The 20232-nt window shown below is 60.2% G+C and carries 15 protein-coding genes and 1 pseudogene; 13 read left to right on the top strand and 3 right to left on the bottom strand.

What is annotated here, in order from left to right; all coding sequences use genetic code 11:
* Window positions 1-63: 63 nt before the first annotated feature.
* The 5 genes and pseudogenes from lexA to L0U79_RS19080 all read left to right on the top strand — a co-directional run bounded on the left by lexA (window position 64) and on the right by L0U79_RS19080 (window position 6528).
* Window positions 64-684, top strand: a complete 621-nt coding sequence (gene lexA / locus L0U79_RS19100) for a transcriptional repressor LexA (protein WP_233843801.1) — start codon at window positions 64-66, stop codon at window positions 682-684.
* Window positions 684-1286, top strand: a pseudogene (gene imuA / locus L0U79_RS19095) (translesion DNA synthesis-associated protein ImuA); the annotation flags it as partial. The gene lexA and the pseudogene imuA, both read left to right, overlap by 1 nt.
* Before the next feature lie 141 nt (window positions 1287-1427).
* Entirely contained in the window at window positions 1428-2831 is a 1404-nt protein-coding gene (locus L0U79_RS19090; RefSeq protein ID WP_233843800.1) for a DNA polymerase Y family protein, read from the top strand.
* Window positions 2828-5905, top strand: a complete 3078-nt coding sequence (locus L0U79_RS19085; protein ID WP_233843799.1) for an error-prone DNA polymerase — start codon at window positions 2828-2830, stop codon at window positions 5903-5905. The genes L0U79_RS19090 and L0U79_RS19085 overlap by 4 nt, the downstream gene beginning before the upstream one ends.
* A 20-nt stretch (window positions 5906-5925) precedes the next feature.
* A complete protein-coding gene (locus tag L0U79_RS19080) occupies window positions 5926-6528 on the top strand; it encodes an alpha-ketoglutarate-dependent dioxygenase AlkB (RefSeq protein ID WP_233843798.1) in 603 nt (200 codons plus the stop codon).
* 24 nt (window positions 6529-6552) lie between these two features.
* Here L0U79_RS19080 and L0U79_RS19075 read toward each other — a convergent pair whose 3' ends face one another.
* Window positions 6553-7188 (bottom strand): HAD hydrolase-like protein, encoded by a 636-nt coding sequence (locus L0U79_RS19075; RefSeq protein ID WP_233843797.1) that lies wholly within the window; start codon window positions 7186-7188, stop codon window positions 6553-6555.
* Between the two features lie 3 nt (window positions 7189-7191).
* Complete coding sequence (locus L0U79_RS19070) at window positions 7192-8370, bottom strand: phosphoglycerate kinase (RefSeq protein ID WP_233843796.1); 1179 nt, start codon at window positions 8368-8370, stop codon at window positions 7192-7194.
* Between the two features lie 127 nt (window positions 8371-8497).
* Here L0U79_RS19070 and maiA point away from each other — a divergent pair, with 127 nt between their 5' ends.
* The gene (maiA, locus tag L0U79_RS19065; protein ID WP_233843795.1) at window positions 8498-9160 is read left to right on the top strand and encodes a maleylacetoacetate isomerase; all 663 of its coding nucleotides are present in this window, start codon (window positions 8498-8500) and stop codon (window positions 9158-9160) included.
* Between the two features lie 105 nt (window positions 9161-9265).
* Here maiA and L0U79_RS19060 read toward each other — a convergent pair whose 3' ends face one another.
* Window positions 9266-10381, bottom strand: coding sequence for a PilT/PilU family type 4a pilus ATPase (locus tag L0U79_RS19060; protein WP_233843794.1), 1116 nt, complete (start codon window positions 10379-10381; stop codon window positions 9266-9268).
* An 84-nt stretch (window positions 10382-10465) separates the two neighbouring features.
* Here L0U79_RS19060 and L0U79_RS19055 point away from each other — a divergent pair, with 84 nt between their 5' ends.
* The 7 genes from L0U79_RS19055 (at window position 10466) to nirB (ending at window position 20229) form a co-directional block, all read left to right on the top strand.
* Window positions 10466-11173, top strand: coding sequence for a DUF4398 domain-containing protein (locus L0U79_RS19055; protein ID WP_233843793.1), 708 nt, complete (start codon window positions 10466-10468; stop codon window positions 11171-11173).
* Window positions 11173-11814 carry a hypothetical protein gene (locus tag L0U79_RS19050; protein ID WP_233843792.1) on the top strand — a complete coding sequence of 214 codons (642 nt, stop codon included), beginning with the start codon at window positions 11173-11175 and terminating at the stop codon, window positions 11812-11814. The genes L0U79_RS19055 and L0U79_RS19050 overlap by 1 nt, the downstream gene beginning before the upstream one ends.
* Before the next feature lie 305 nt (window positions 11815-12119).
* Entirely contained in the window at window positions 12120-12356 is a 237-nt protein-coding gene (locus tag L0U79_RS19045) for a YdcH family protein (RefSeq protein WP_233843791.1), read from the top strand.
* 158 nt (window positions 12357-12514) lie between these two features.
* Complete coding sequence (locus tag L0U79_RS19040) at window positions 12515-13885, top strand: pyridoxal-phosphate dependent enzyme (RefSeq protein ID WP_233843790.1); 1371 nt, start codon at window positions 12515-12517, stop codon at window positions 13883-13885.
* A 272-nt stretch (window positions 13886-14157) separates the two neighbouring features.
* Window positions 14158-15987: a glutamine--fructose-6-phosphate transaminase (isomerizing) gene (gene glmS / locus L0U79_RS19035; protein WP_233843789.1), complete on the top strand. Its 1830-nt coding sequence runs from the start codon at window positions 14158-14160 to the stop codon at window positions 15985-15987.
* A 301-nt stretch (window positions 15988-16288) separates the two neighbouring features.
* Entirely contained in the window at window positions 16289-17641 is a 1353-nt protein-coding gene (locus L0U79_RS19030; protein WP_233843788.1) for a NarK family nitrate/nitrite MFS transporter, read from the top strand.
* Between the two features lie 17 nt (window positions 17642-17658).
* Window positions 17659-20229 (top strand): nitrite reductase large subunit NirB, encoded by a 2571-nt coding sequence (gene nirB / locus L0U79_RS19025; protein WP_233843787.1) that lies wholly within the window; start codon window positions 17659-17661, stop codon window positions 20227-20229.
* Window positions 20230-20232: the final 3 nt, after the last annotated feature.

The following is a 20232-nucleotide window of genomic DNA, read 5'->3' as shown; positions in this document are numbered from 1 at the left end:
TAGTTCACGGAGAGTTTTGGGCGGGCACTTCATTTTCACCAAAAAAGGTGAAAAGATGTGCCCATGACCCTACAGCTCACCAGCCGTCAGTTCAACATCCTCGCCTTTGTCCGCGAGCGCATCGAGCGTGACGGCGAGGCCCCCACGCTGGAAGAAATCGGCCAGGCGATGGGCATCCCGAGCGTCAGCGCCGTGCTCAAACATGTGCGCTCGCTGGAGGCGAAAGGGCGGCTGGTGATCGAATCCAACCGCTCGCGCGGCATTCGTCTGGTGCAGGAAGTCGATCCGCTCGCCGCCGATACGTTGGAGCTGCCGCTGATCGGCCGCATCGCGGCAGGCGAGCCGATTTTTTCCGAATCGCGCGTGGAACGCAGCCTGCATGTATCGCCCTGGTTGTTTCGCCTGAAGCCGGATTACCTGGTGCGCGTGATGGGCGATTCCATGCGCGACGAAGGCATCCTGGACGGCGACCTCGTCGCCGTGCACGCCACACCGGTTGCGCGACACGGCCAAGTGGTGGCGGCCCGCGTGGCGGGTGATCGTTTCACCATCAAGCGGCTGTACTGGAAAGGCGACGTCATTCGCTTGCTGCCGAACAGTCCCGGCTATCAGCCGATCGATCCCGATCCGACGGAAGACTTCGCCATCGAAGGACTCTTCGCCGGCCTCGTGAGGGGCAGTTGATGGGCGCGGTAGTCGCTCTGTCGGAACTGTTGGACGCGCGGCAAGTCTGGCGCGGTCAAACGCTGTCGCCGATCGATGGCGAGCAACCCACCGGCTGGCCCATGCTCGATGCGGCATTGCCCGCGCGTGGTTGGCCGGAAGCATCGCTGACGGAAATCCTGTTGCCCGCCGACGGCATCGGTGAATTGCAATTGGTGTTGCCGACCTTGGCGCGACTTACGCAGGGGCATCGTCCGGTGGCGTTGATCGCGCCGCCGTATCTGCCGTGTGCGATGGGGTGGCGCCAGCAAGGCGTGAATCTGCAGCGATTGGAAATCGTCGATGCGGAAGAAAAGCACGTGTTGTGGGCTGCCGAGCAATGTCTGCGCTCGGGCAGTTGCGCCGCTGTGCTCGTGTGGCCGCATCAGGCGGACGACCGCAGTCTGCGTCGCCTGCAAGTCGCGGCGGATACCGGGCGCGCCTTGGCGTTCGTGTTTCGCGATCGCAAACATCTGGCGAACGCGTCGCCCGCATCGTTGCGGCTCGAGCTGGCGACACCGCCGCATACATCCATCTGGATACGCAAATGCCGCGGCGGCAACGCGCCGTCGCAACCCGTTTCCTTCGATCCTTCTCAACGTCTTTCCAGCGAGAGCCGGAATCCGGCGGCGGTGCATGTGGTTCATCAGCATATGCCTCGCACACCGGATTCCGGCGCTCGCCGGAATCACGCTCGAAAGAAGCAGAGCGCGTGAGGCCCCGCTATGTTGTGGGCCTGTCTGCTGCTGCCGCATTTGGCGCTGGATGGCGTCCTTCGTCGCCGGCCCGATGACGACCATCCGCTGGTGTTGGTGGACGGGCCGCTCAACGCGCGCGTTGTCGTCGCCGTCAATGCTTCTGCGCACCAAGCGGGTTTGCATATCGGGCAGCGCCTGACGACGGCGCAAGCTTTGCTCGCGCGTTTCGAAGCGATTCCGTATGACGCCTCTGAGGTCGATCGCTGGCAGCAGTTTCTCGCCAGCGTGGCGTATCGCTACAGCTCGCAAGTGGTGCTATTGCCGCACGCCATCGTGTTGGAAATCAGCCGCAGTCGCAGCCTGCTGGGCGAATGGCCGACGATAGAGCGCCATCTTCGCCACGATTTTTCCGCATTGGGTTTTCATCATCGCGTGGCTGCCGCACCCACGCCGCATGCGGCGTACGTGCTCGCGGGCGTGAGCGATGGTCAAGCCGTTTTTACGCATGACGCGATGCTGCACGCACTTGATGACGTGCCTTTGCAACACAGTCGCTTGCCGGACGATGCCATCGACGCGTTGCCGCGCATGGGCATCCGTTCGCTGGGTCAGTTGCTGCGCATGCCGCGCGATGGATTGCAGCGTCGCTTTGGCAAGACGCTTCTGCAAGCGATGGACCGCTTGCTCGGCGACGCGCCGGCCGGGTTCGATCTGTTCGTGCCGCCCGATGCGGTGGATTGGCGCATCGAGCTGTCGCACGAAGTGGAAAACATCGCCGCCCTGGTCTTTCCGCTGAAGCGCATGATGGGGGATCTCGCGGCTTATCTTTCCGGTCGCGACGGTGGCGTGCAGCGCTTTGTATTGCAGTTGGAGCATCGCGAAGGCGAGGCAACCCGCGTGCCGGTTGGCATGCTCTCGCCCGAACGCGATGCCGACGTGTTGTTCGAAGCCGCGCGTGGTCGCCTGGAACAAGTGCAATTGCCGTCGCCGGTGTTGTCGCTGCGTTTGATCGTCGACGATCTGCCGGGTTTCGTGCCAGCCGGCCGCGATTTGTTCGACGAACGTCCCGCCAATGCGTTGCCTTTCGAACAATTGCGCGAACGTTTGCGCGCGCGCTTGGGCGATCGCGCGGTGTATCGCTGGGGCACGACCATCGATCCACGGCCGGAGCACTCGCAACGTGTCGCGGTGCAGGATGAAAGCTTTATCGAGCCACGCGCACGTCCCACTTGGCTATTGGAACGTCCTATTCCCTTACGCGGCAATGTGCACATCCTTGCCGGTCCGGAACGCCTGGAAACCGGATGGTGGGACGGCGGCGAGATGCGTCGCGATTACTACATCGTCGAAACGACGCTCGGACAATTGGCCTGGGCGTTTTGCGCGCCGGACGAACAATCCGGATGGATGCTGCACGGGTGGTTCGCATGACGGACTACGCGGAACTGCATTGTCTGTCGGACTTCTCGTTTCAACGCGGCGCATCCAGTGCGCCGGAGTTGTTCGAGCGTGCTCGCGAATGCGGCTACGCCGCGCTGGCGGTTACCGACGAATGTTCGCTCGCCGGCATTGTGCGCGCGTGGGAGGCCTCGCGCGATACCGGTGTACCGCTGATCGTCGGCACGGAAATCCAGCTTGCCGATGGTCCCAAGCTGGTGCTGCTGGCGGAGAACAAACAAGGTTACGTTTCGCTTTCTCGTTTGATTACGCAAGGGCGACGAGCTTCCGAGAAGGGCGAATATCGTCTCGCCAGAGAAAATCTGGCCGATGGAGCGCCCGGCACGCTGGCGCTGTGGGCGCCCGAACGAAGACCTATTCGTGAGCATGGCGAGTGGGTGAAACACATCTTCGGCGATCGCGCGTGGTTGGCGGTCGAACTGCACCGCGACAGTTATGACGAAGCGCGCCTCGCCGAGCTCGAAGCCTTGGGCGATGCGTTGCAATTGTCGCGCGTCGCATGCGGCGACGTGCATATGCACATACGCAAGCGACTTCCCTTGCAGCAAACGATGACGGCGATCCGTCATCGCCTGACTATCGCCGAGGCGGGAGATGTGTTGTTTCGCAATGGCGAACGGCATCTGCGCAAACGGTCGGCGCTGGAAAAGATTTATCCCAAGGCATTGTTGGAAGAGAGCGTTCGCATTGCAAAACGCTGCACGTTCTCGTTGAAAGGGGATTTGCATTACCAATATCCCAAAGAGCTGGTGCCCGAGGGCTATGCGCCCATGCAGTGGCTGCGTCAGCTTGTAGCCGAAGGGTCGGTGCGTCGTTGGCCAAACGGCATTCCACAAAAGATTCAGGTCGATATCGAGAACGAGCTGAATCTGATCGAGAAGAAGGAATACGAAGCGTTCTTTCTCACGGTGAACGACATTGTGCGTTATGCGCGCAGCCAAGCCATCCTTTGTCAGGGGCGCGGCTCGGCGGCCAATTCCATTGTGTGTTTTGCGTTGGGTGTCACGGATGCCGATCCAGAGAAGGTCGGGCTTCTAACGGAGCGTTTCATTTCCATGGAACGCAACGAACCGCCCGATATCGATGTCGACTTCGAACACGAGAGGCGCGAGGAGGTCATCCAGTACGTTTACAACAAGTATGGGCGAGAGCGCGCTGCTATCGCGGCAACGGTCATCCGGTACCGCTCGAAAAGCGCAGTGCGCGATGTAGCCAAAGCTTTGGGATTGCACGAGGATCAAATCGAAAAACTCAGCAACAGTTTTTTCCGTCTTGGCGATGCGTCGCTTGACGGGCGCTTGCGTGAACAAGGCTTCGATCCCAGTGCGCCCGTGATACGCAAGCTTCTTGCGCTGACGGCGCAATTGCGCGGCAAGCCACGTCATCTGAGTCAGCACGTGGGTGGCTTCGTGATTCACGATGCGCCCTTGCATGAATTGGTGCCGGTCGAAAATGCGGCCATGCCGGATCGCACCATCATCCAGTGGGACAAAAATGATCTGGATACGATGGATTTGCTCAAGGTCGATTGTTTAGCGCTTGGCATGTTGACGTGCCTGCGCAAATGCTTCGATCTGGTCAAGCAGCATCGCAACAAAACACTGGATATTGCAACGATCGATTCGCGCGACGAAAAGACTTACCAAATGATCCAGCGCGCCGACACCATCGGCGTATTTCAGATCGAAAGCCGTGCGCAGATGTCGATGCTGCCGCGGCTCAAGCCCGCCCATTACTACGATCTGGTGATCCAGGTCGCCATCGTGCGGCCTGGGCCGATTCAAGGCGATATGGTGCATCCCTATTTGCGCCGCCGACGCGGGGAAGAACCCGTCACGTACCCCTCGGAGGCTGTCCGTCCAATACTTCAGCGCACGCTTGGCGTGCCGCTTTTTCAGGAACAAGTGATGAAGCTCGCCATGGTTGCGGCGGGTTACGAGCCAGGAGAGGCGGATGAGTTGCGGCGATCCATGGGAGCATGGGAACGCCGTGGCAACATGGAAAAACACCACGAGAAGCTTGTTTTCGGCATGCTGAAAAGAGGCTACACACAGGAATTCGCCGAGCAGATTTTCAATCAGATAAAAGGCTTCGGCAGTTACGGTTTTCCGGAAAGTCACGCAGCGAGCTTCGCCAATCTTGCTTTCGCCAGCAGTTGGCTGAAATGCCACGAGCCGGGCATCTATGCCTGCGCACTGCTCAATGCGCAGCCGATGGGTTTCTATGGTCCGAGCCAGATCGTGCAGGATGCGCAGCGGCATGGCATTCGCGTGCGGCCGATGGACGTGCGTTACAGCGATTGGGATTGCACGTTGGAACCCGATGCGCATAGCGAGAAAGAGCTGGCTCTGCGTTTGGGCTTACGTCAACTGCGCGGATGCAGCGAGAAAGTGGCTGCGCGTATTTCCGACGCGCGCAAGGTGATGCCTTTCCGAGATGTCGTCGATCTGTGTGCGCGTGCGGAGCTGGATGCGCGTCATCAAGATTTGCTGGCCGACGCTGGCGCTCTGCGTGGCTTGACGGGACATCGCCATCGCGCGCTATGGCTCACCTCCGGCGTGGAGTCGCAGTTGCCGTTGTTCGGTCGCGACAGCCCGCGCGAGCAGGACATCGTGCTTCCGCTGCCCACGTTGGCGGAAAACACGAAAGCCGATTACGCGCACAGCGGTTTGAGCCTTGGGCCGCATCCGTTGAGACTGTTGCGCCCGCGTCTGCGAGCAGCCCGGTTTGTGGATTCGCGCCGTTTGCAGAAACTGCCGCATGCCTCCCGCGTGCGCACCGTGGGTTTGGTCACCCAGCGTCAACAACCGCAAACGGCCAGCGGCGTCACCTTCATCACCATCGAAGACGAATTCGGTCCCGTAAACGTGGTGGTGTGGAACCACATTGCGCAAACCCAGCGTCGCCCTTATCTGGAAGCGCGCTTGCTATCCGTGGAGGGCAAATGGGAGGCCGTCGATGGCGTGAGTCACCTGATCGCGCGTCGGCTGCTGGATATGAGCGACATGCTGGCCGATCTGGATGTGCGCTCGCGAGATTTCCATTGACGCCATCCGGAGCACGCATCATGCAGACACTGCTTTTTGAGCCAAGCGTGCAAAGGATTGCCGACGATATGACCGGGCCGATCACGTATCGGCCGGACGTCATTCCACCCTCCTTAGCCACGGCGTGGTTCGACGCGTTGCGTCGTCAAGGCGATTGGCACGAAACCTCGCGCATAATGTACGAGCGCATGGTCGGCGTGCCGCGCCTGCATTGTCACTACGCCATCGCCGATCCCGCATTGCCGAAGGTATTGCGCGATGCATTGCTTATCGTCAAACAACATATCGACGCGCCGTTCAACAGCATTGGTCTGAATTTTTATCGCGACGAACACGACAGCGTGGCACCGCATAACGACAAATTGCATGAGCTGACGCCGCATCAACCGATCGTGCTGCTATCGCTGGGTGCGACGCGCACCATGGTGATTCGCCGCAAGTTGCCGCCGCATCTGAAAACCGAGCTGGAGCTGGAGGCGGGAAGTTTGCTGCTGATGGGGTGGAATGCGCAGTTGCATTACGACCACGGCATTCCGAAGTTGTCGCAGCCGGTGGGGCCACGGATCAGCGTAGCGTTTCGTGTCAGGCCGGTGCGTGCTTCGGAAACGTGGGGTGCTCAATGAAGAGCATGACCTGCTTGTAGAACGTCAAGCAATCCGCAACAACCCGGCAAGAAGCGCAGGATGCTCGACCACCACTTGCGCACCCGCTTCTTCAAGCTCTTGCCGACTACCAAAACCCCACAGCGCGCCAATGCCTGCAACACCATTAGCGACCGCGCCTTCGATATCGAAATGACGATCGCCGACCATGATGGTTTCTTTTGGCGACGCTTGAAAGTCCGCTAACGCCGCCGCAATCATCGATGCCTTTTCGCTATGCGGACTGGACGGATGCGGCCCATAGAGTTTTTCGAAGCGATGACCGAAGGGCAGGGCTTCGACGATCGGTTTCGCATGCTGTTGCGGTTTGCTGGTCACGACGGCAAGTCGATGACCTGCCGCATGCAGATCATCGATCATGTTTTCGATGCCGGGATACACGGCATGTTCGCGCCAGCCGTGCGTAGCGAAACGCTCGTGGTAATACTCGACGGCTTCTTCGATGCGTAGCGCGTCGTGATCGAGCAACGGCGCAAAGCTATGCCGTAACGGCGGACCGATCCAGGAGCGCAATTCGGCCGGTTCCGGCACGCCCAGTTTAATGAGCGCGTGCCGGATGCATGCAGTGATGCCGAGTTCGGAATCGATCAGCGTGCCGTCGAGGTCGAACAGACAAAGCATCGATTACTTCGCAGCACGCGCCTTGAGCGCGGCGACTGCCGGCAGTTCCTTGCCTTCCAGGAATTCCAGGAACGCGCCGCCGCCGGTGGAGATGTAGGAAACCTTGTCGGCGATACCGTATTTTTCCACGGCCGCCAGCGTGTCGCCGCCGCCGGCGATGGAAAACGCCTTGGAATCGGCTACCGCGTGCGCCAACACTTCCGTGCCTTTGCCGAAAGCATCGAATTCGAACACGCCCACCGGGCCGTTCCACACCACCGTGCCGGCTTTGGCGATCAGATCGGCGTAACGCTTGGCGGTTTCGGGGCCGATGTCGAGAATCATCTCGTCGTCTTTCACTTGTTCCACCGATTTCACCGAGGCGGGCGCATGCGCGGAAAATTCCGGCGCAACGACCACATCCACCGGCATCGGCACTTCGGCGCCGCGACGCTTGGCGTCGGCGAGCACTTTCTTGGCGGCCTGAAGAAGATCCGGTTCGTACAGCGAATTGCCGACCGGGTAACCGGCCGCCGCGATAAAGGTGTTGGCGATGCCGCCGCCCACGATCAGTTGATCCACTTTGCCGATCAGGTTTTCGAGCAGCGTGAGCTTGGTGGAAACCTTGGAACCGGCCACGATCGCCAGCAGCGGATGCGCGGGTTTTTCCAGCGCCTTGCCCAGCGCATCGAGTTCGTCACACAGCAGCGGGCCGGCCGCCGCGATGGGCGCGAATTTGATCACGCCGTGCGTGGACGCTTGCGCGCGATGCGCGGTGCCGAAGGCGTCCATCACAAATACGTCGCACAGCGCTGCGTATTTCTTGGAAAGCGCTTCGTCGTCTTTGCCTTCGCCGACATTCATGCGGCAGTTTTCCAGCACGACGACTTCGCCTTCGGCCACGTCCACGCCGTTGAGGTAATCGGCGACCAGGCGCACCGGCGTGCCGAGATGCTCACCCAACCATTTCGCCACCGGCGCCAGCGAGGATTCGGCATCGAACTGACCTTCCTTCGGCCGACCCAGATGTGAGATCACCATCACCTTGGCGCCGGCGTCGCGCGCGGCTTTGATGGTGGGCAACGAGGCATCCAAACGCTGCGTGGAGGTGATGTGACCGTTTTCGATCGGCACGTTCAAATCTTCGCGAATCAACACGCGTTTGCCGCGCAGGTCGAGGTCGCTCATGCGGGTGATGGTCACGGGAAAACTCCTGGCAGCTTCAGAAAAGTCGACCACAAGGCCGGAACCGCTTATTTTCCCGCCGCCTTCGCAACGATGCAAACGCCGCGGGATTAAACTGGCGCCCTCCTCATCCAGGGAACGGTCCATGTCCTCCAGCCTCGTTCTTTACAGCTACTGGCGCTCCAGCGCGGCGTTCCGTGTGCGCATTGCCCTGAATCTAAAGGGTTTGCGTTACGAAACGCGGGCAGTGCATCTGGTTCGCGACGGCGGTGAGCAGCACGCGCCGGACTATGTGGCGTTGAACCCGCAGCAGCTGGTGCCCGCCTTGATCGATGGCGAAAAAGTGATCACTCAGTCGATGGCCATCATCGAATACCTCGATGAAACCCATCCGAGTCCGGCGTTGCTGCCCGGCGATGCGGCAGGACGGGCTCGCGTGCGCGCCTTATCGCAGCTGGTCGGCTGCGATATCCATCCGATCGGCAATCTGCGTGTGTTGCAATGGATCGAATCGCAATTCGGCGCGGACGACGAACAAAAAGCGGTGTGGTCGCGGCATTGGATCGCGACTGGATTCCAGGCGTTAGAGGCGATGCTGGCCAACAACAAAGACACCGGCCGTTTTTGCCACGGCGATATACCGAGCATGGCCGATGCGTGTCTGGTGCCGCAGGTGTACAACGCGCGGCGGTGGAAAGTGCCGCTGGGGGATTACCCGACCATCCTGCGCATCGACGCGGCGTGTGCGGCGATGGATGCGTTTCATGAGGCGACGCCGGAGCGGCAGCCGGATGCGCCGAAGGCGTAGGGTGTTTGCCCTTTACAGAAAACCCCAAAGTTCGTCGTCCCGGCTTGACCAGCTTCGCTGTTGAAAAGCGCCTCGCCGGGACGACGATGGTGTGAGGTAAAGGTTTTAGAAGCCCAAGCCGTACGGATCGTTGCCCGCCAGCTCCGCCGTCTCCGAATTGCCGCCTTCGGACAAACGAATCTTCAGCGCCAAGCCATCGCGAGAGTCGGCCTTGGCCAGCGCTTCTTCCAGCTCGATGCGTCCGCTCTTGTACAACTTGTAGAGCGATTGATCGAACGTCTGCATGCCTTCCTGCAGGCTGCGATCCATGGCTTCTTTCACTTCGTGGATCTGGCCGCGGCGGATCATGTCGCGAATGAACGGCGTGTTGAGCAGCACTTCCACCGCCGGCAGACGGCGGCCGTCCTTGCCGCTCACCAGGCGCTGGCTGATCACGGCGCGCAGGTTCAGGGCAAGATTCATCAGCACGTTTTTATGTGCCGATTCGGGGAAGAAGTTGAGGATGCGTTCCAGCGTCTGGTCGGCGTTGTTGGAATGCAGCGTCGCCAAGCAAAGGTGACCGGTTTCGGAGAAAGCGATCGCCGCCTCCATCGTGTCGGTGTCGCGAATCTCGCCGATCATGATCACGTCCGGCGCTTCGCGCATCGCGTTGCGCAGGGCTTCGTGATACGTGTGCGTATCCAGGCCCACTTCGCGCTGATTGACGATCGATTTCTTGTGGCGGTGGAGGTATTCGATCGGGTCCTCGATGGTGAGGATGTGTCCGGACGAATTGCTGTTGCGGTGGTCCAGCATGGCCGCCAGCGTGGTCGACTTACCCGAACCGGTGGCGCCCACCACCAGGATCAGTCCGCGCGGCTCCATGATCAGGTCGCGGAAAATCTGCGGCAGCTGCAGCTGTTCGATGCTCGGGATCTCGCTCTTGATCGCGCGGATCACCATGCCCACTTCGCCGCGTTGCTTGAATACGTTGATGCGGAAGCGGCCGGCTTCTTTCACGGCCAGGGCCATATTGAGTTCCAGGTCACGCTCGAACTGTGGAACCTGTCCCTCGTCCATCAGCGAATAGGCGATTTTTTTCACCATGCCGCTGGGCAGCCCGGTGTTGCCGAGCGGGTACAGCTTGCCCTCGACCTTGATGTTCACCGGGGCGCCCGTCGTCAGAAACATGTCCGACGCGCCCTTGTCCACCATCAACTTGAGGAAGTAACCGATATCCACCTTAAAGACCCCAAAATTTTACGCATTGCATTCAAGTATTGTGCCTGCCCACAATACGCTGTGACACTCGAAGAGGAATGAGTGATGGTCCACATATTTTCCCCGTTGAAGCTGCGTGGCAAGCGCATCTTGGCGGTGGCCCCGGTGTTGCTGGTTTTGACGCTGAGTCTTGGCGGTTGCGCCAGCGTTCCCCCGCCGGATAGTGCAATGAATCAAGCACAAGCCCAGCTTCAGGCTGCGCGCGATGCGGGTGCGTCCGATTACGACCCGGTCGATTTCGGCTTCGCCCAGGATAAGTTCCAGCAGGCGCAGGCGGCCATGGCCGACCGCAAATATGCCCAGGCGGCCGACCTGGCCGACGAGTCCCGCGCAGACTCCACGCTGGCCCGCACCAAGGCGCAGCTTGCGGCAGCACGTGCCCAAATTCAGTCCAAAATGGACGCAAACAGTCGCCTGCGTGCTCAGAACGCCCAAGCGCAGTCCGAGAACGACCAGCATTACCAACAGCAGAAAGCGCAGTTGGCCACGCAACAGGCCGCCGCGCAGCAGCAAGGGCAGGGCGACGACCAGGGCAACGGCGACAACGGCGGCAATCCCGAGCAGCCGTCCTCCGGCGCACCGGCGCCGTCGAGCAGCGCACCGCAGCTGCCGACCCAGGCGCCCGTGCAGCAAGACATGCCGGCTCCGTCGTCCTCGGTGCTTGGCAATCCGCAACCGCAGCAGCAACAACCGGGGCAGGGTTTCCAGACCATGCCTGATTCTTCCGGTCAGCAGAATCCGGGAGGCCAGTAATGAAAAACGCCATCTCCAATCATCGCTTGTCGATCGTCGCCGTGTTTCTTTTGGCCATGTTGGTCAGCGTCGCCGCCCAAGCGCGCAAAACCGATATGGACGTCGATCGGCTTAACGGTTCGTTGAATCAGCTTGCGTCGGATCCGAACCTGGGCATTTATGCGCAGGCTGATCAGGCGCTCGCACGCGATGCCGTCAACCAGCTCGCGCAGGCCAGCTCGCACGACCGGCCGCATGCGTTGTATATCGCCGAGCGCCGGGTGGATCAGGCCAAGGCGGAAGCGCAGTTGCAGTCCTCGCAGCGCCAGCTCAATCAGCTCGATCAGGAAAACGCCCAGCTGCAGCTGGAACGCAGCCGTATCGACGCCACCGCCGCGCAGCAGCAGCTGGATATTCAGCGCATGCAGTACCAGATCGCCCAGCAGCAAGCTTTGCAGGCGCAAGCCCAGGGCCAGGCCGCTGCCGACCAAGCCGCGCAAGCGCGTCAGGAAGCCGAACAGGCCCGCAAACTGGCTGCCGCCCAGAGCCGCGTCGCCCAATCCGCCCGACGCCAGGCCGAGCTGGCCGCCAAGGCCGCCAAAGCGCTGCGTTCCCAGATGCAGGACAACCAGTCGCCCAGCGATTCCAACGGCGGCAAGTAAGCTTTTTCACGTCCTCTCCCGCGCGGGAGAGGACGATGCTACTTACGCAAATTTGACGACCGACCGCGCTCTGATGCGGTCTGGCGTGGGGTCCTTGCGCCCCTTTCGAGGGCGGAGTAGGGTCAAAGTCGCCGCGGTTCTCAAACCCCTGCGGCCTACCGACTGAACCATGCGCATTCTTTCCTTTCGTCCCCGTCCCTGTTCCCTGCACAAGGGTTACGGGGTTTGGTTATGCGTGTGATTCGCTTTTGTTCGCGAGCGCTCGTTAGCGAGCGTCCGCCGTTTTATCGCGAGGAGGTTGGATCATGTTCGAAGATCAGCAGCGAGATGCTGTCGAAGCCCTGATGAAAGCCGACGCTGAGTTTCGCCGGCTATACCAACGACACAAGGAGCTGAACAGCAAAGTGGACAATGCCGAGATCGGCGTTCTCCCTGTTGACGACATGACGCTTACTTCGATGAAGAAAGAAAAGCTTTACGCCAAGGAGCGCTTGCAGCGAATGTGGGACGAACATCGCGCCCATGAACGCCAGATTCATTAGCGCCTGACGTGCAATCCAAAAAAGCCCCGGAGCCCGCGCTACCGGGGCTTTTTTTCGCCCATGCGCAACCTGTTGGGCGGCGGCCCTACCGTGCCGCTTCGCCGTTCCCGTTATGATTGGGCTTCATATCAATCACGCATCACCGCTACGGAGTTTTCATGTCGGTCAACGCCAGCGTCCTCGAGCTGATCGGAAACACCCCCATGGTCCGCGCCCAGCACCTCGATACCGGGCGCTGCGAGCTGTTCCTGAAACTGGAAAGCGCAAACCCGGGTGGATCGATCAAGGACCGCATCGGCTTGTCGATGATCGAAGGCGCGGAAAAAGCCGGAAAAATCAAACCCGGCGCGACTTTGGTAGAAGGCACTGCCGGCAACACCGGCTTGGGGCTGGCGCTGGTGGCGCAAGCGAAAGGTTATCGACTCATTCTCGTCGTGCCCGACAAGATGAGCCGCGAGAAAATTTTCAATCTCAAGGCGATGGGCGCGGAAGTCGTGCTCACGCGATCGGATGTCGCCAAAGGGCATCCGGAGTATTACCAGGACATGGCCGAGCGCATCGCGCGCGAAACGCCCGGCGCGTACTTCATCAATCAATTCGGCAATCCCGACAACCCGCGCGCGCACATCGAAACCACCGGTCCGGAAATTCTCAAGCAGATGGACGGCAAGGTGGATGCGGTGGTGGTCGGTTGCGGTTCGTCCGGCACCATGACGGGGCTCTCGCAATACTTCGCCAAGACTTCGCCGAACACGGAAATCGTACTCGCCGATCCGGTGGGTTCCATCCTCGCGCAGTACATCAACGAAGGCGTGCTATCCACCAAATCCGGCAGTTGGATGGTGGAGGGCATCGGCGAAGATTTTCTTCCCACCATCAGCGATTTCTCGCGCGTGAAAAAAGCCTACGCCGTGTCCGACAAAGAAAGCTTTCTCGCCGCGCGCGAATTGTTGGCGAAGGAAGGCATTCTCGGCGGCTCGTCCACCGGCACGCTTTTGACGGCTGCACTGAAATATTGCCGCGAGCAGACCGAACCCAAGCGCGTGGTGACCCTGGTTTGCGATACGGGCAACAAGTATTTGTCGAAGATGTACAACGACTACTGGATGCTCGATAACGGATTCATCGACCGCGAACAGCGCGGCGATCTGCGCGATCTGCTGCTTCGCCCGTTCGCGCGTCGCGATACGGTAGTGGTAGGCCCGAACGAATTGCTGATGACCGCGTACACGCGCATGAAGCTTTACGACGTGTCGCAGCTGCCGGTGATGGACGGTCATCGCATCGTCGGCATCCTCGACGAATCGGATGTGTTGATGCATGTGCATTCGGACGAAGCGCGCTTCCGCGATTCGGTCGCCACCGCCATGATCAGCGATCTGCAAATGCTCGACGTGCGCTCGCCGATCGAAGCCTTGTTGCCGGTATTCGAACGCGGACATGTCGCCATCGTGGTCGACGGCGAACAGTTTATGGGCCTGATTACACGCATCGATCTGTTGAACTATCTGCGGCGCAAAGTGCACTAAGCTTGCGCTCCCTCTCCCCTATGGGACGCGGGGAGCGGCCATGGATGGCCGCGTTTTGATGAGCGAGGAAGATGGTTGGGGTGAGGGGCCAGCCCGCCTAGTAGCTGAATAAAGTGGCCGAACCAATGCATGCTTTTCATGGCGTGCCAAAGACAATCCCGGCCTCTCACTTTCCACTTCCAATCCCATGGAAAGTGAGAGTAGAAAGCTAGTCGAAACGACTTCCGTTCAAAGTCGCCGACTTCACATAACCTGTATTAGGAAAACACTTTATGTGTGGAATCGTTGCCGCCGCCGCCCAACGTGACGTTGCGCCTCTGTTGATCGCCGGTCTCAAGGCGTTGGAATACCGAGGTTACGATTCGGCCGGCTTGGCCGTGCTGGAAAGTGGGCAGGTACGCCGCGTTCGCGCCAAAGGCAAAGTGCGCGAAATGGAAGCCCTGTATCTGGCCGATCCGTTCCCCGGTGGCACCGGTATCGCGCATACGCGCTGGGCGACGCACGGCGTTCCCAACGAAGCCAATGCGCATCCGCATACGATCGGCCGCGTCACCCTCGTGCATAACGGCATCATCGAAAACTACGCATCGTTGCGTGCCGAACTGCAAGCGAAGGGCTGCGTCTTCACCTCCGAAACCGACACGGAAGTGATGGCCGCTTTGATCGATCAAAATCTTTCCAAAGGCGTGAGCCTGCGCGAAGCCGTGCTCGCCACCGTGCGCGATCTCGAAGGCGCCTACGCCATCGCGGTGATCAGCCGTGACGATCCAGGTCGCGTGGTCGGCGCACGTCGCGGCGCGCCGCTGCTGGTCGGCGTCGGCATTGGCGAAAACTTTCTGGGCTCCGATGCGCAGGCGCTGGTGCAGGTGACCAACCGCATCATCTATCTCGAAGAAGACGACGTCGTCGAGATGAGCCGCGAAGGTGTGCAGATTTACACACTGGACGGCAAGCCGGTCGAGCGCGGCATCCACGAAAGCGAATTGTCGGCCGATGCCGTGGAACGTGGCGAGTACCGCCACTACATGCAGAAAGAAATCTTCGAGCAGCCGCGCGCTGTCGCCCAAACGCTCGAAGCGCGCATCGGCGCCCACGGAGTCTTGCCCAACGTCTTCGGCGTCGGCGGCGACGAGTTGCTGTCGAAAGTGAAAGGCGTGCACATCGTTGCATGCGGCACCAGCTATCACGCTGGCATGGTCGCCAAATACTGGATCGAAGATTACGCGCGTCTTCCCGTCAGCGTGGAAGTCGCCAGCGAATACCGTTACCGCGAGGCGGTGGTGGCGGATGGCACGCTGTTCGTCGCCATTTCGCAATCCGGAGAAACCGCCGACACGCTCGCCGCCATGCGCGAATCGCGTCGTCGCGGCTATCTGGGCACGCTCGCCATCTGCAACGTGCCCGAATCGTCGGTCGTGCGCGAAGCCGATCTCAAGCTGATGACGCGCGCCGGCCCCGAAATCGGCGTGGCATCCACCAAGGCTTTCACCACTCAGCTTGCCGCGCTGGCGCTGCTGACACTGCACTTAGCCAAGCAGCATGGCTTGGACGAAAAGCGTTATCGCGAACTCGTCGAGCAATTGCATCGCTTGCCGCGCGCCATCGATGAAGCGCTCAAGCTGGAGCCGGAAGTCATTGCGCTTGCCGAGCGTTTCGTCCATCGCCATCACGCGTTGTTCCTGGGCCGTGGCGCGCACTATCCCGTCGCGTTGGAAGGCTCGCTCAAGCTCAAGGAAATTTCTTATATACACGCCGAAGCATATCCCGCCGGCGAACTGAAACACGGCCCGCTCGCGCTCGTTGACGAAGATATGCCCGTGATCGCCGTAGCGCCCAATGGTCCGCTGCTCGACAAGCTCAAATCCAACCTGCAGGAAGTTCGTGCACGCGGCGGCGAGTTGATCGTGTTCGCCGACGCCGCTGCGCACGTAGACGGCACCGCGACACGCGGTTCCATCTTACGCATCGATGCCGGCGGTGATTTCATCGCGCCTGCCGTGTTCACCGTGCCATTACAGTTGCTCGCTTATCACGTCGCCGTATTGCGCGGCACCGATGTGGATCAGCCGCGTAACTTGGCGAAGTCGGTGACGGTGGAATAGTCAGTCGGTTTTCGAATTTTCGTTGCTTGAATGCAAAACGGGCCAAGTCGAACTGGCCCGTTTTCGTTTGTGCGGCGTGCACTTGGGTGGTGCACTGCAACGGTGCAATTGAAAGTGCGCTCGCCCTTTAATGGTGCGCGATACGCGTATATTTCTAGCGATAGCTGCATAAGGCAGCCGAAATAAGCGTTTTCTCCCGTGGCATAAATGATGCAACGCATCATCCAGCAAGGCTCGCCGATCAGCGTTTTGCGCGACGGACGGGCCACGGTGTTGGACAGGTCATAGCGGCGGGGAAGACATGTCGAGCAAAGCTACGCGGATCGAGTTGTTTCGGCTGCGCACGCCTTCCATGCGTGCGTTCCATTTGAGTTGGTTGGCGTTTTTTGTGTGCTTTTTTGCGTGGTTCGCGGTGGCGCCGTTGATGCCGTTGATCAAGGGCGAGTTTCATCTCGATAAAGATCAACTCGCCAATATCAATATCGCGGCGGTCGCGGTTACCGTCTTTGGGCGATTGATCGTCGGTCCGTTGTGCGATCGATTCGGTCCGCGACGCACGTACACATGGCTGCTGGCGCTTGGCGCGATACCGGTATTCGGCATCGCTTTCGCGCACAGTTACACATCGTTTTTGCTGTTCCGTCTGGCGATTGGCATCGCGGGCGCAGGCTTTGTCATTACGCAGTACCACACGTCGGTGATGTTCGCGCCGAATGTTGTCGGCACCGCGAACGCCGTGGCGGCAGGGTGGGGGAATGCAGGCGGCGGCGTGGCGCAATCGGTCATGCCTTGCTTGGTTGCAGCGATGCTGGCGATAGGCGTGCAACACGACTTGGGCTGGCGCGCAGCGATGTTCGTGCCTGGCGTATCGATGTTGATCGTTTCGGCGTTGTATTGGCGTTACGCGCAAGATACGCCGCAAGGCGATTACAAAGATTTACGTGCGCAAAGTGCGCAGCGCGGAAGCGGCAGGCCCGGCGGATGGGCCGTGTTTCGCGCAGCGATGCGCAATTACCGCGTCTGGATGTTGTTCGTCACGTATGCCGGTTGCTTTGGCGTCGAGCTGTTCGTGCACGGCGTCGCGGCCAGCTATTACGTCGATCGATTCGGGCTGGATTTGCGTCACGCAGGCTTGGCGGCGGGGAGCTTCGGTTTATTGGCGCTGTTCGCGCGCGCACTGGGAGGCATCGCCTCCGATCGCTTGGCGCGTAAAAACGGACTCGCGGTACGCAGTTGGCTGCTCGGCGCCTTGATGCTTGGCGAAGGTCTGGGCCTGTTGTGGTTTTCCAGCACGCAAGTCGCGACGGTGGCGATTGCCGCGATGATCGTCTTTGGATTGTTCACGCATATGGCATGTGGCGCCACGTATGCGCTGGTTCCGTTCGTTGATCGCAAGGCGCTCGGCGGCGTGGCGGGCATCGTGGGCGCGGGTGGCAACGTCGGCGCAGTGGTCGCAGGTTTTTTGCTGAAAGGCACCGGATCGGTGCAGCACACGTTTGCACTGCTCGGCGCATTCGTCATCGCCGGTTCGTTATGCGCACTGGCAGTGCGTTTCAGTGCCGAGCACACGGCGCGTGAAGAACAACTCTATCGAGAGGCGTTACGTCAGGCGGAGCCGGTAGCGTCGCCTTCCGCCGCATGGGCCATCGACTAAGCGAGGAGACACGACAGATGACGATCAAATTGCTCGTGATCGGCAACGGCATGGTCGGGCACAAGCTGCTGGAAGCGTTGATGCAGCGCAATCCTCCCGGTCTGGATATCACCGTGCTATGCGAAGAAAGCAGGCCTGCATACGATCGCGTGCACTTGTCCGAATTCTTCAGCGGCAAAAGCGCGGACGATTTGTCGCTGGTCGCGCCAGGTTTCTTCGAGCAACAAGGTCTGCATTTGCGTTTGGCGTCGCAGGCCGCGCATATCGACCGCGCACAGAAGCGCGTGACGACGCAAGACGGCGAAGTGATCGCTTACGACAAGCTTGTGCTTGCCACTGGCTCCAAACCTTTCGTACCGCCAATTCCAGGCAACGATCGGCCCGCGTGCCTGGTCTATCGCACCATTGCCGATCTGGAAGCGATGACGACGTGGAGCAAAAGCTCCAAAGTCGGCGTGGTGATCGGTGGCGGCCTGCTTGGTCTGGAGTGCGCGAAAGCTTTGCGCGAATTGGGACTCGAAACGCACGTGGTCGAATTTGCGTCGCGCCTGATGGCGGTGCAGGTGGACGATGTCGGTGGACAGATGTTGCGCCGAAAGATCGAAGAGCTCGGCGTCACCGTGCATACCGGCAAAAGCACGGCCAATATCGTCGATGGCGACGGCGCGCGGCATCGCATGAACTTTGTCGACGGCGGCCATCTCGAGACCGACATGATCGTGTTCTCCGCCGGCATCCGTCCGCGCGACGAACTGGCCAGGCAATGCGAACTTGGCGTAGGCGAGCGCGGTGGTATTCACGTCGACAACTATTGCCGCACGCGCGATTGGGATGTCTACGCTATCGGCGAGTGCGCGTATTGGGGCGGTAAAACTTTCGGCTTGGTGGCGCCGGGTTATGACATGGCGCGTGTGGTGGCCGCGCATCTGAACGCGTTGCTGGAACGCAAGCATGCGCAAGTGTTGCCGGAATTTATCGGCGCCGATATGTCCACCAAACTGAAACTGATGGGCGTGGATGTGGCGAGCATTGGCGATGCGCATGGTGCGACGCCGGGCAGTCGCAGTTATCAGTTCAGTGACGAGCGCCGCCAGATCTACAAGAAACTGGTGGTGTCGGGGGACGGCAAACAATTGCTGGGTGGCGTGCTGATCGGCGATGCCGCCGAATACGGCACGCTGTTGCAGATGATGCTCAACGGCATCGAACTACCCGAAGATCCCGAGTTTTTGATACTGCCGTCGGCGGAAGGCAAAGCGAAGCCCGGACTGGGTGCGAATGCGTTGCCGGCGTCCGCGCAAATCTGCTCGTGCAATAACGTCTCCAAAGGACTGCTTTGCGAGGCCGTTGCGGCTGGCGCTACGTCCATTGGCGAGTTGAAGGCGAACACAAAGGCGGGAACGACCTGCGGCGGTTGCGTGCCGCTGGTCACGCAAATCATGAAGTCGGAGATGAAGCGCCAAGGTTTGGCGGTGAACAATCATCTGTGCGAGCACTTCGCGTATTCGCGCCAGGAATTGTTTCATCTGGTGCGCGTAGAACGCATCAAGTGTTTCGATGACTTGCTGCATCGACACGGTCGCGGTCTGGGTTGTGATATCTGCAAGCCGGTCGCCGCCAGCATCCTTGCTTCCTGCTGGAACGAATTCGTGCTGCAGAAAGAGCACGCCTCATTGCAGGATTCGAACGATTACTTCCTCGCCAATATTCAGAAAGACGGCACGTATTCGGTGGTTCCGCGCATGGCTGGTGGGGAGGTCACACCGGACGGCCTGATCGCCGTCGGCCACGTCGCGAAGAAATACGGTCTCTACACCAAGATCACCGGCGGCCAGCGCGTGGATATGTTCGGCGCGCGACTGGAGCAGCTCCCGTCGATTTGGGAGGAGTTGATCGCAGCCGGCTTCGAATCGGGACACGCATACGGCAAATCGTTGCGCACGGTGAAGTCGTGCGTCGGCTCCACCTGGTGCCGGTACGGCGTGCAAGATTCCGTCGGCACGGCGATTCATTTGGAAAATCGCTACAAAGGTTTGCGCTCACCGCACAAACTGAAGTTCGGCGTATCCGGTTGCACGCGCGAATGCGCCGAAGCGCAAGGCAAAGATGTCGGCGTAATCGCCACCGAGAAAGGCTGGAATCTTTACGTGTGCGGCAACGGCGGCATGAAGCCGCGCCACGCCGAGCTGCTGGCGGGCGATCTGGATACGCCCACCATGATTCGCTACATCGACCGTTTCCTGATGTTCTATATCCGCACGGCGGATCGCCTGCAGCGCACCAGCGTATGGCGCGACAACCTCGAAGGAGGCCTGGATTACCTCAAGGATGTCATCGTCCAGGACACGCTCGGTATCGGCGCGGAACTGGAAGAGCAGATGCAACACATTGTGAACACCTACGAGTGCGAGTGGAAAAAGGCTGTGACCGATCCGCAAACGCGCGCCCGATTCCACCATTTCGTTAATAGCGCAAACAGCGATGAAAACGTTGTCTTCGTGGCGGAGCGCGGACAGATTCGACCTGCCACGATGGAAGAGAAGCGAACTCGTCGCCCCCCAATCCCTGCACACGTCGTAACGGAGTAATCG

The organism is Dyella sp. 2HG41-7 (assembly GCF_021390675.1).
In the GTDB taxonomy this organism is placed as follows: domain Bacteria; phylum Pseudomonadota; class Gammaproteobacteria; order Xanthomonadales; family Rhodanobacteraceae; genus Dyella_B.
This window is presented reverse-complemented; position numbering and strand designations above follow the sequence as displayed.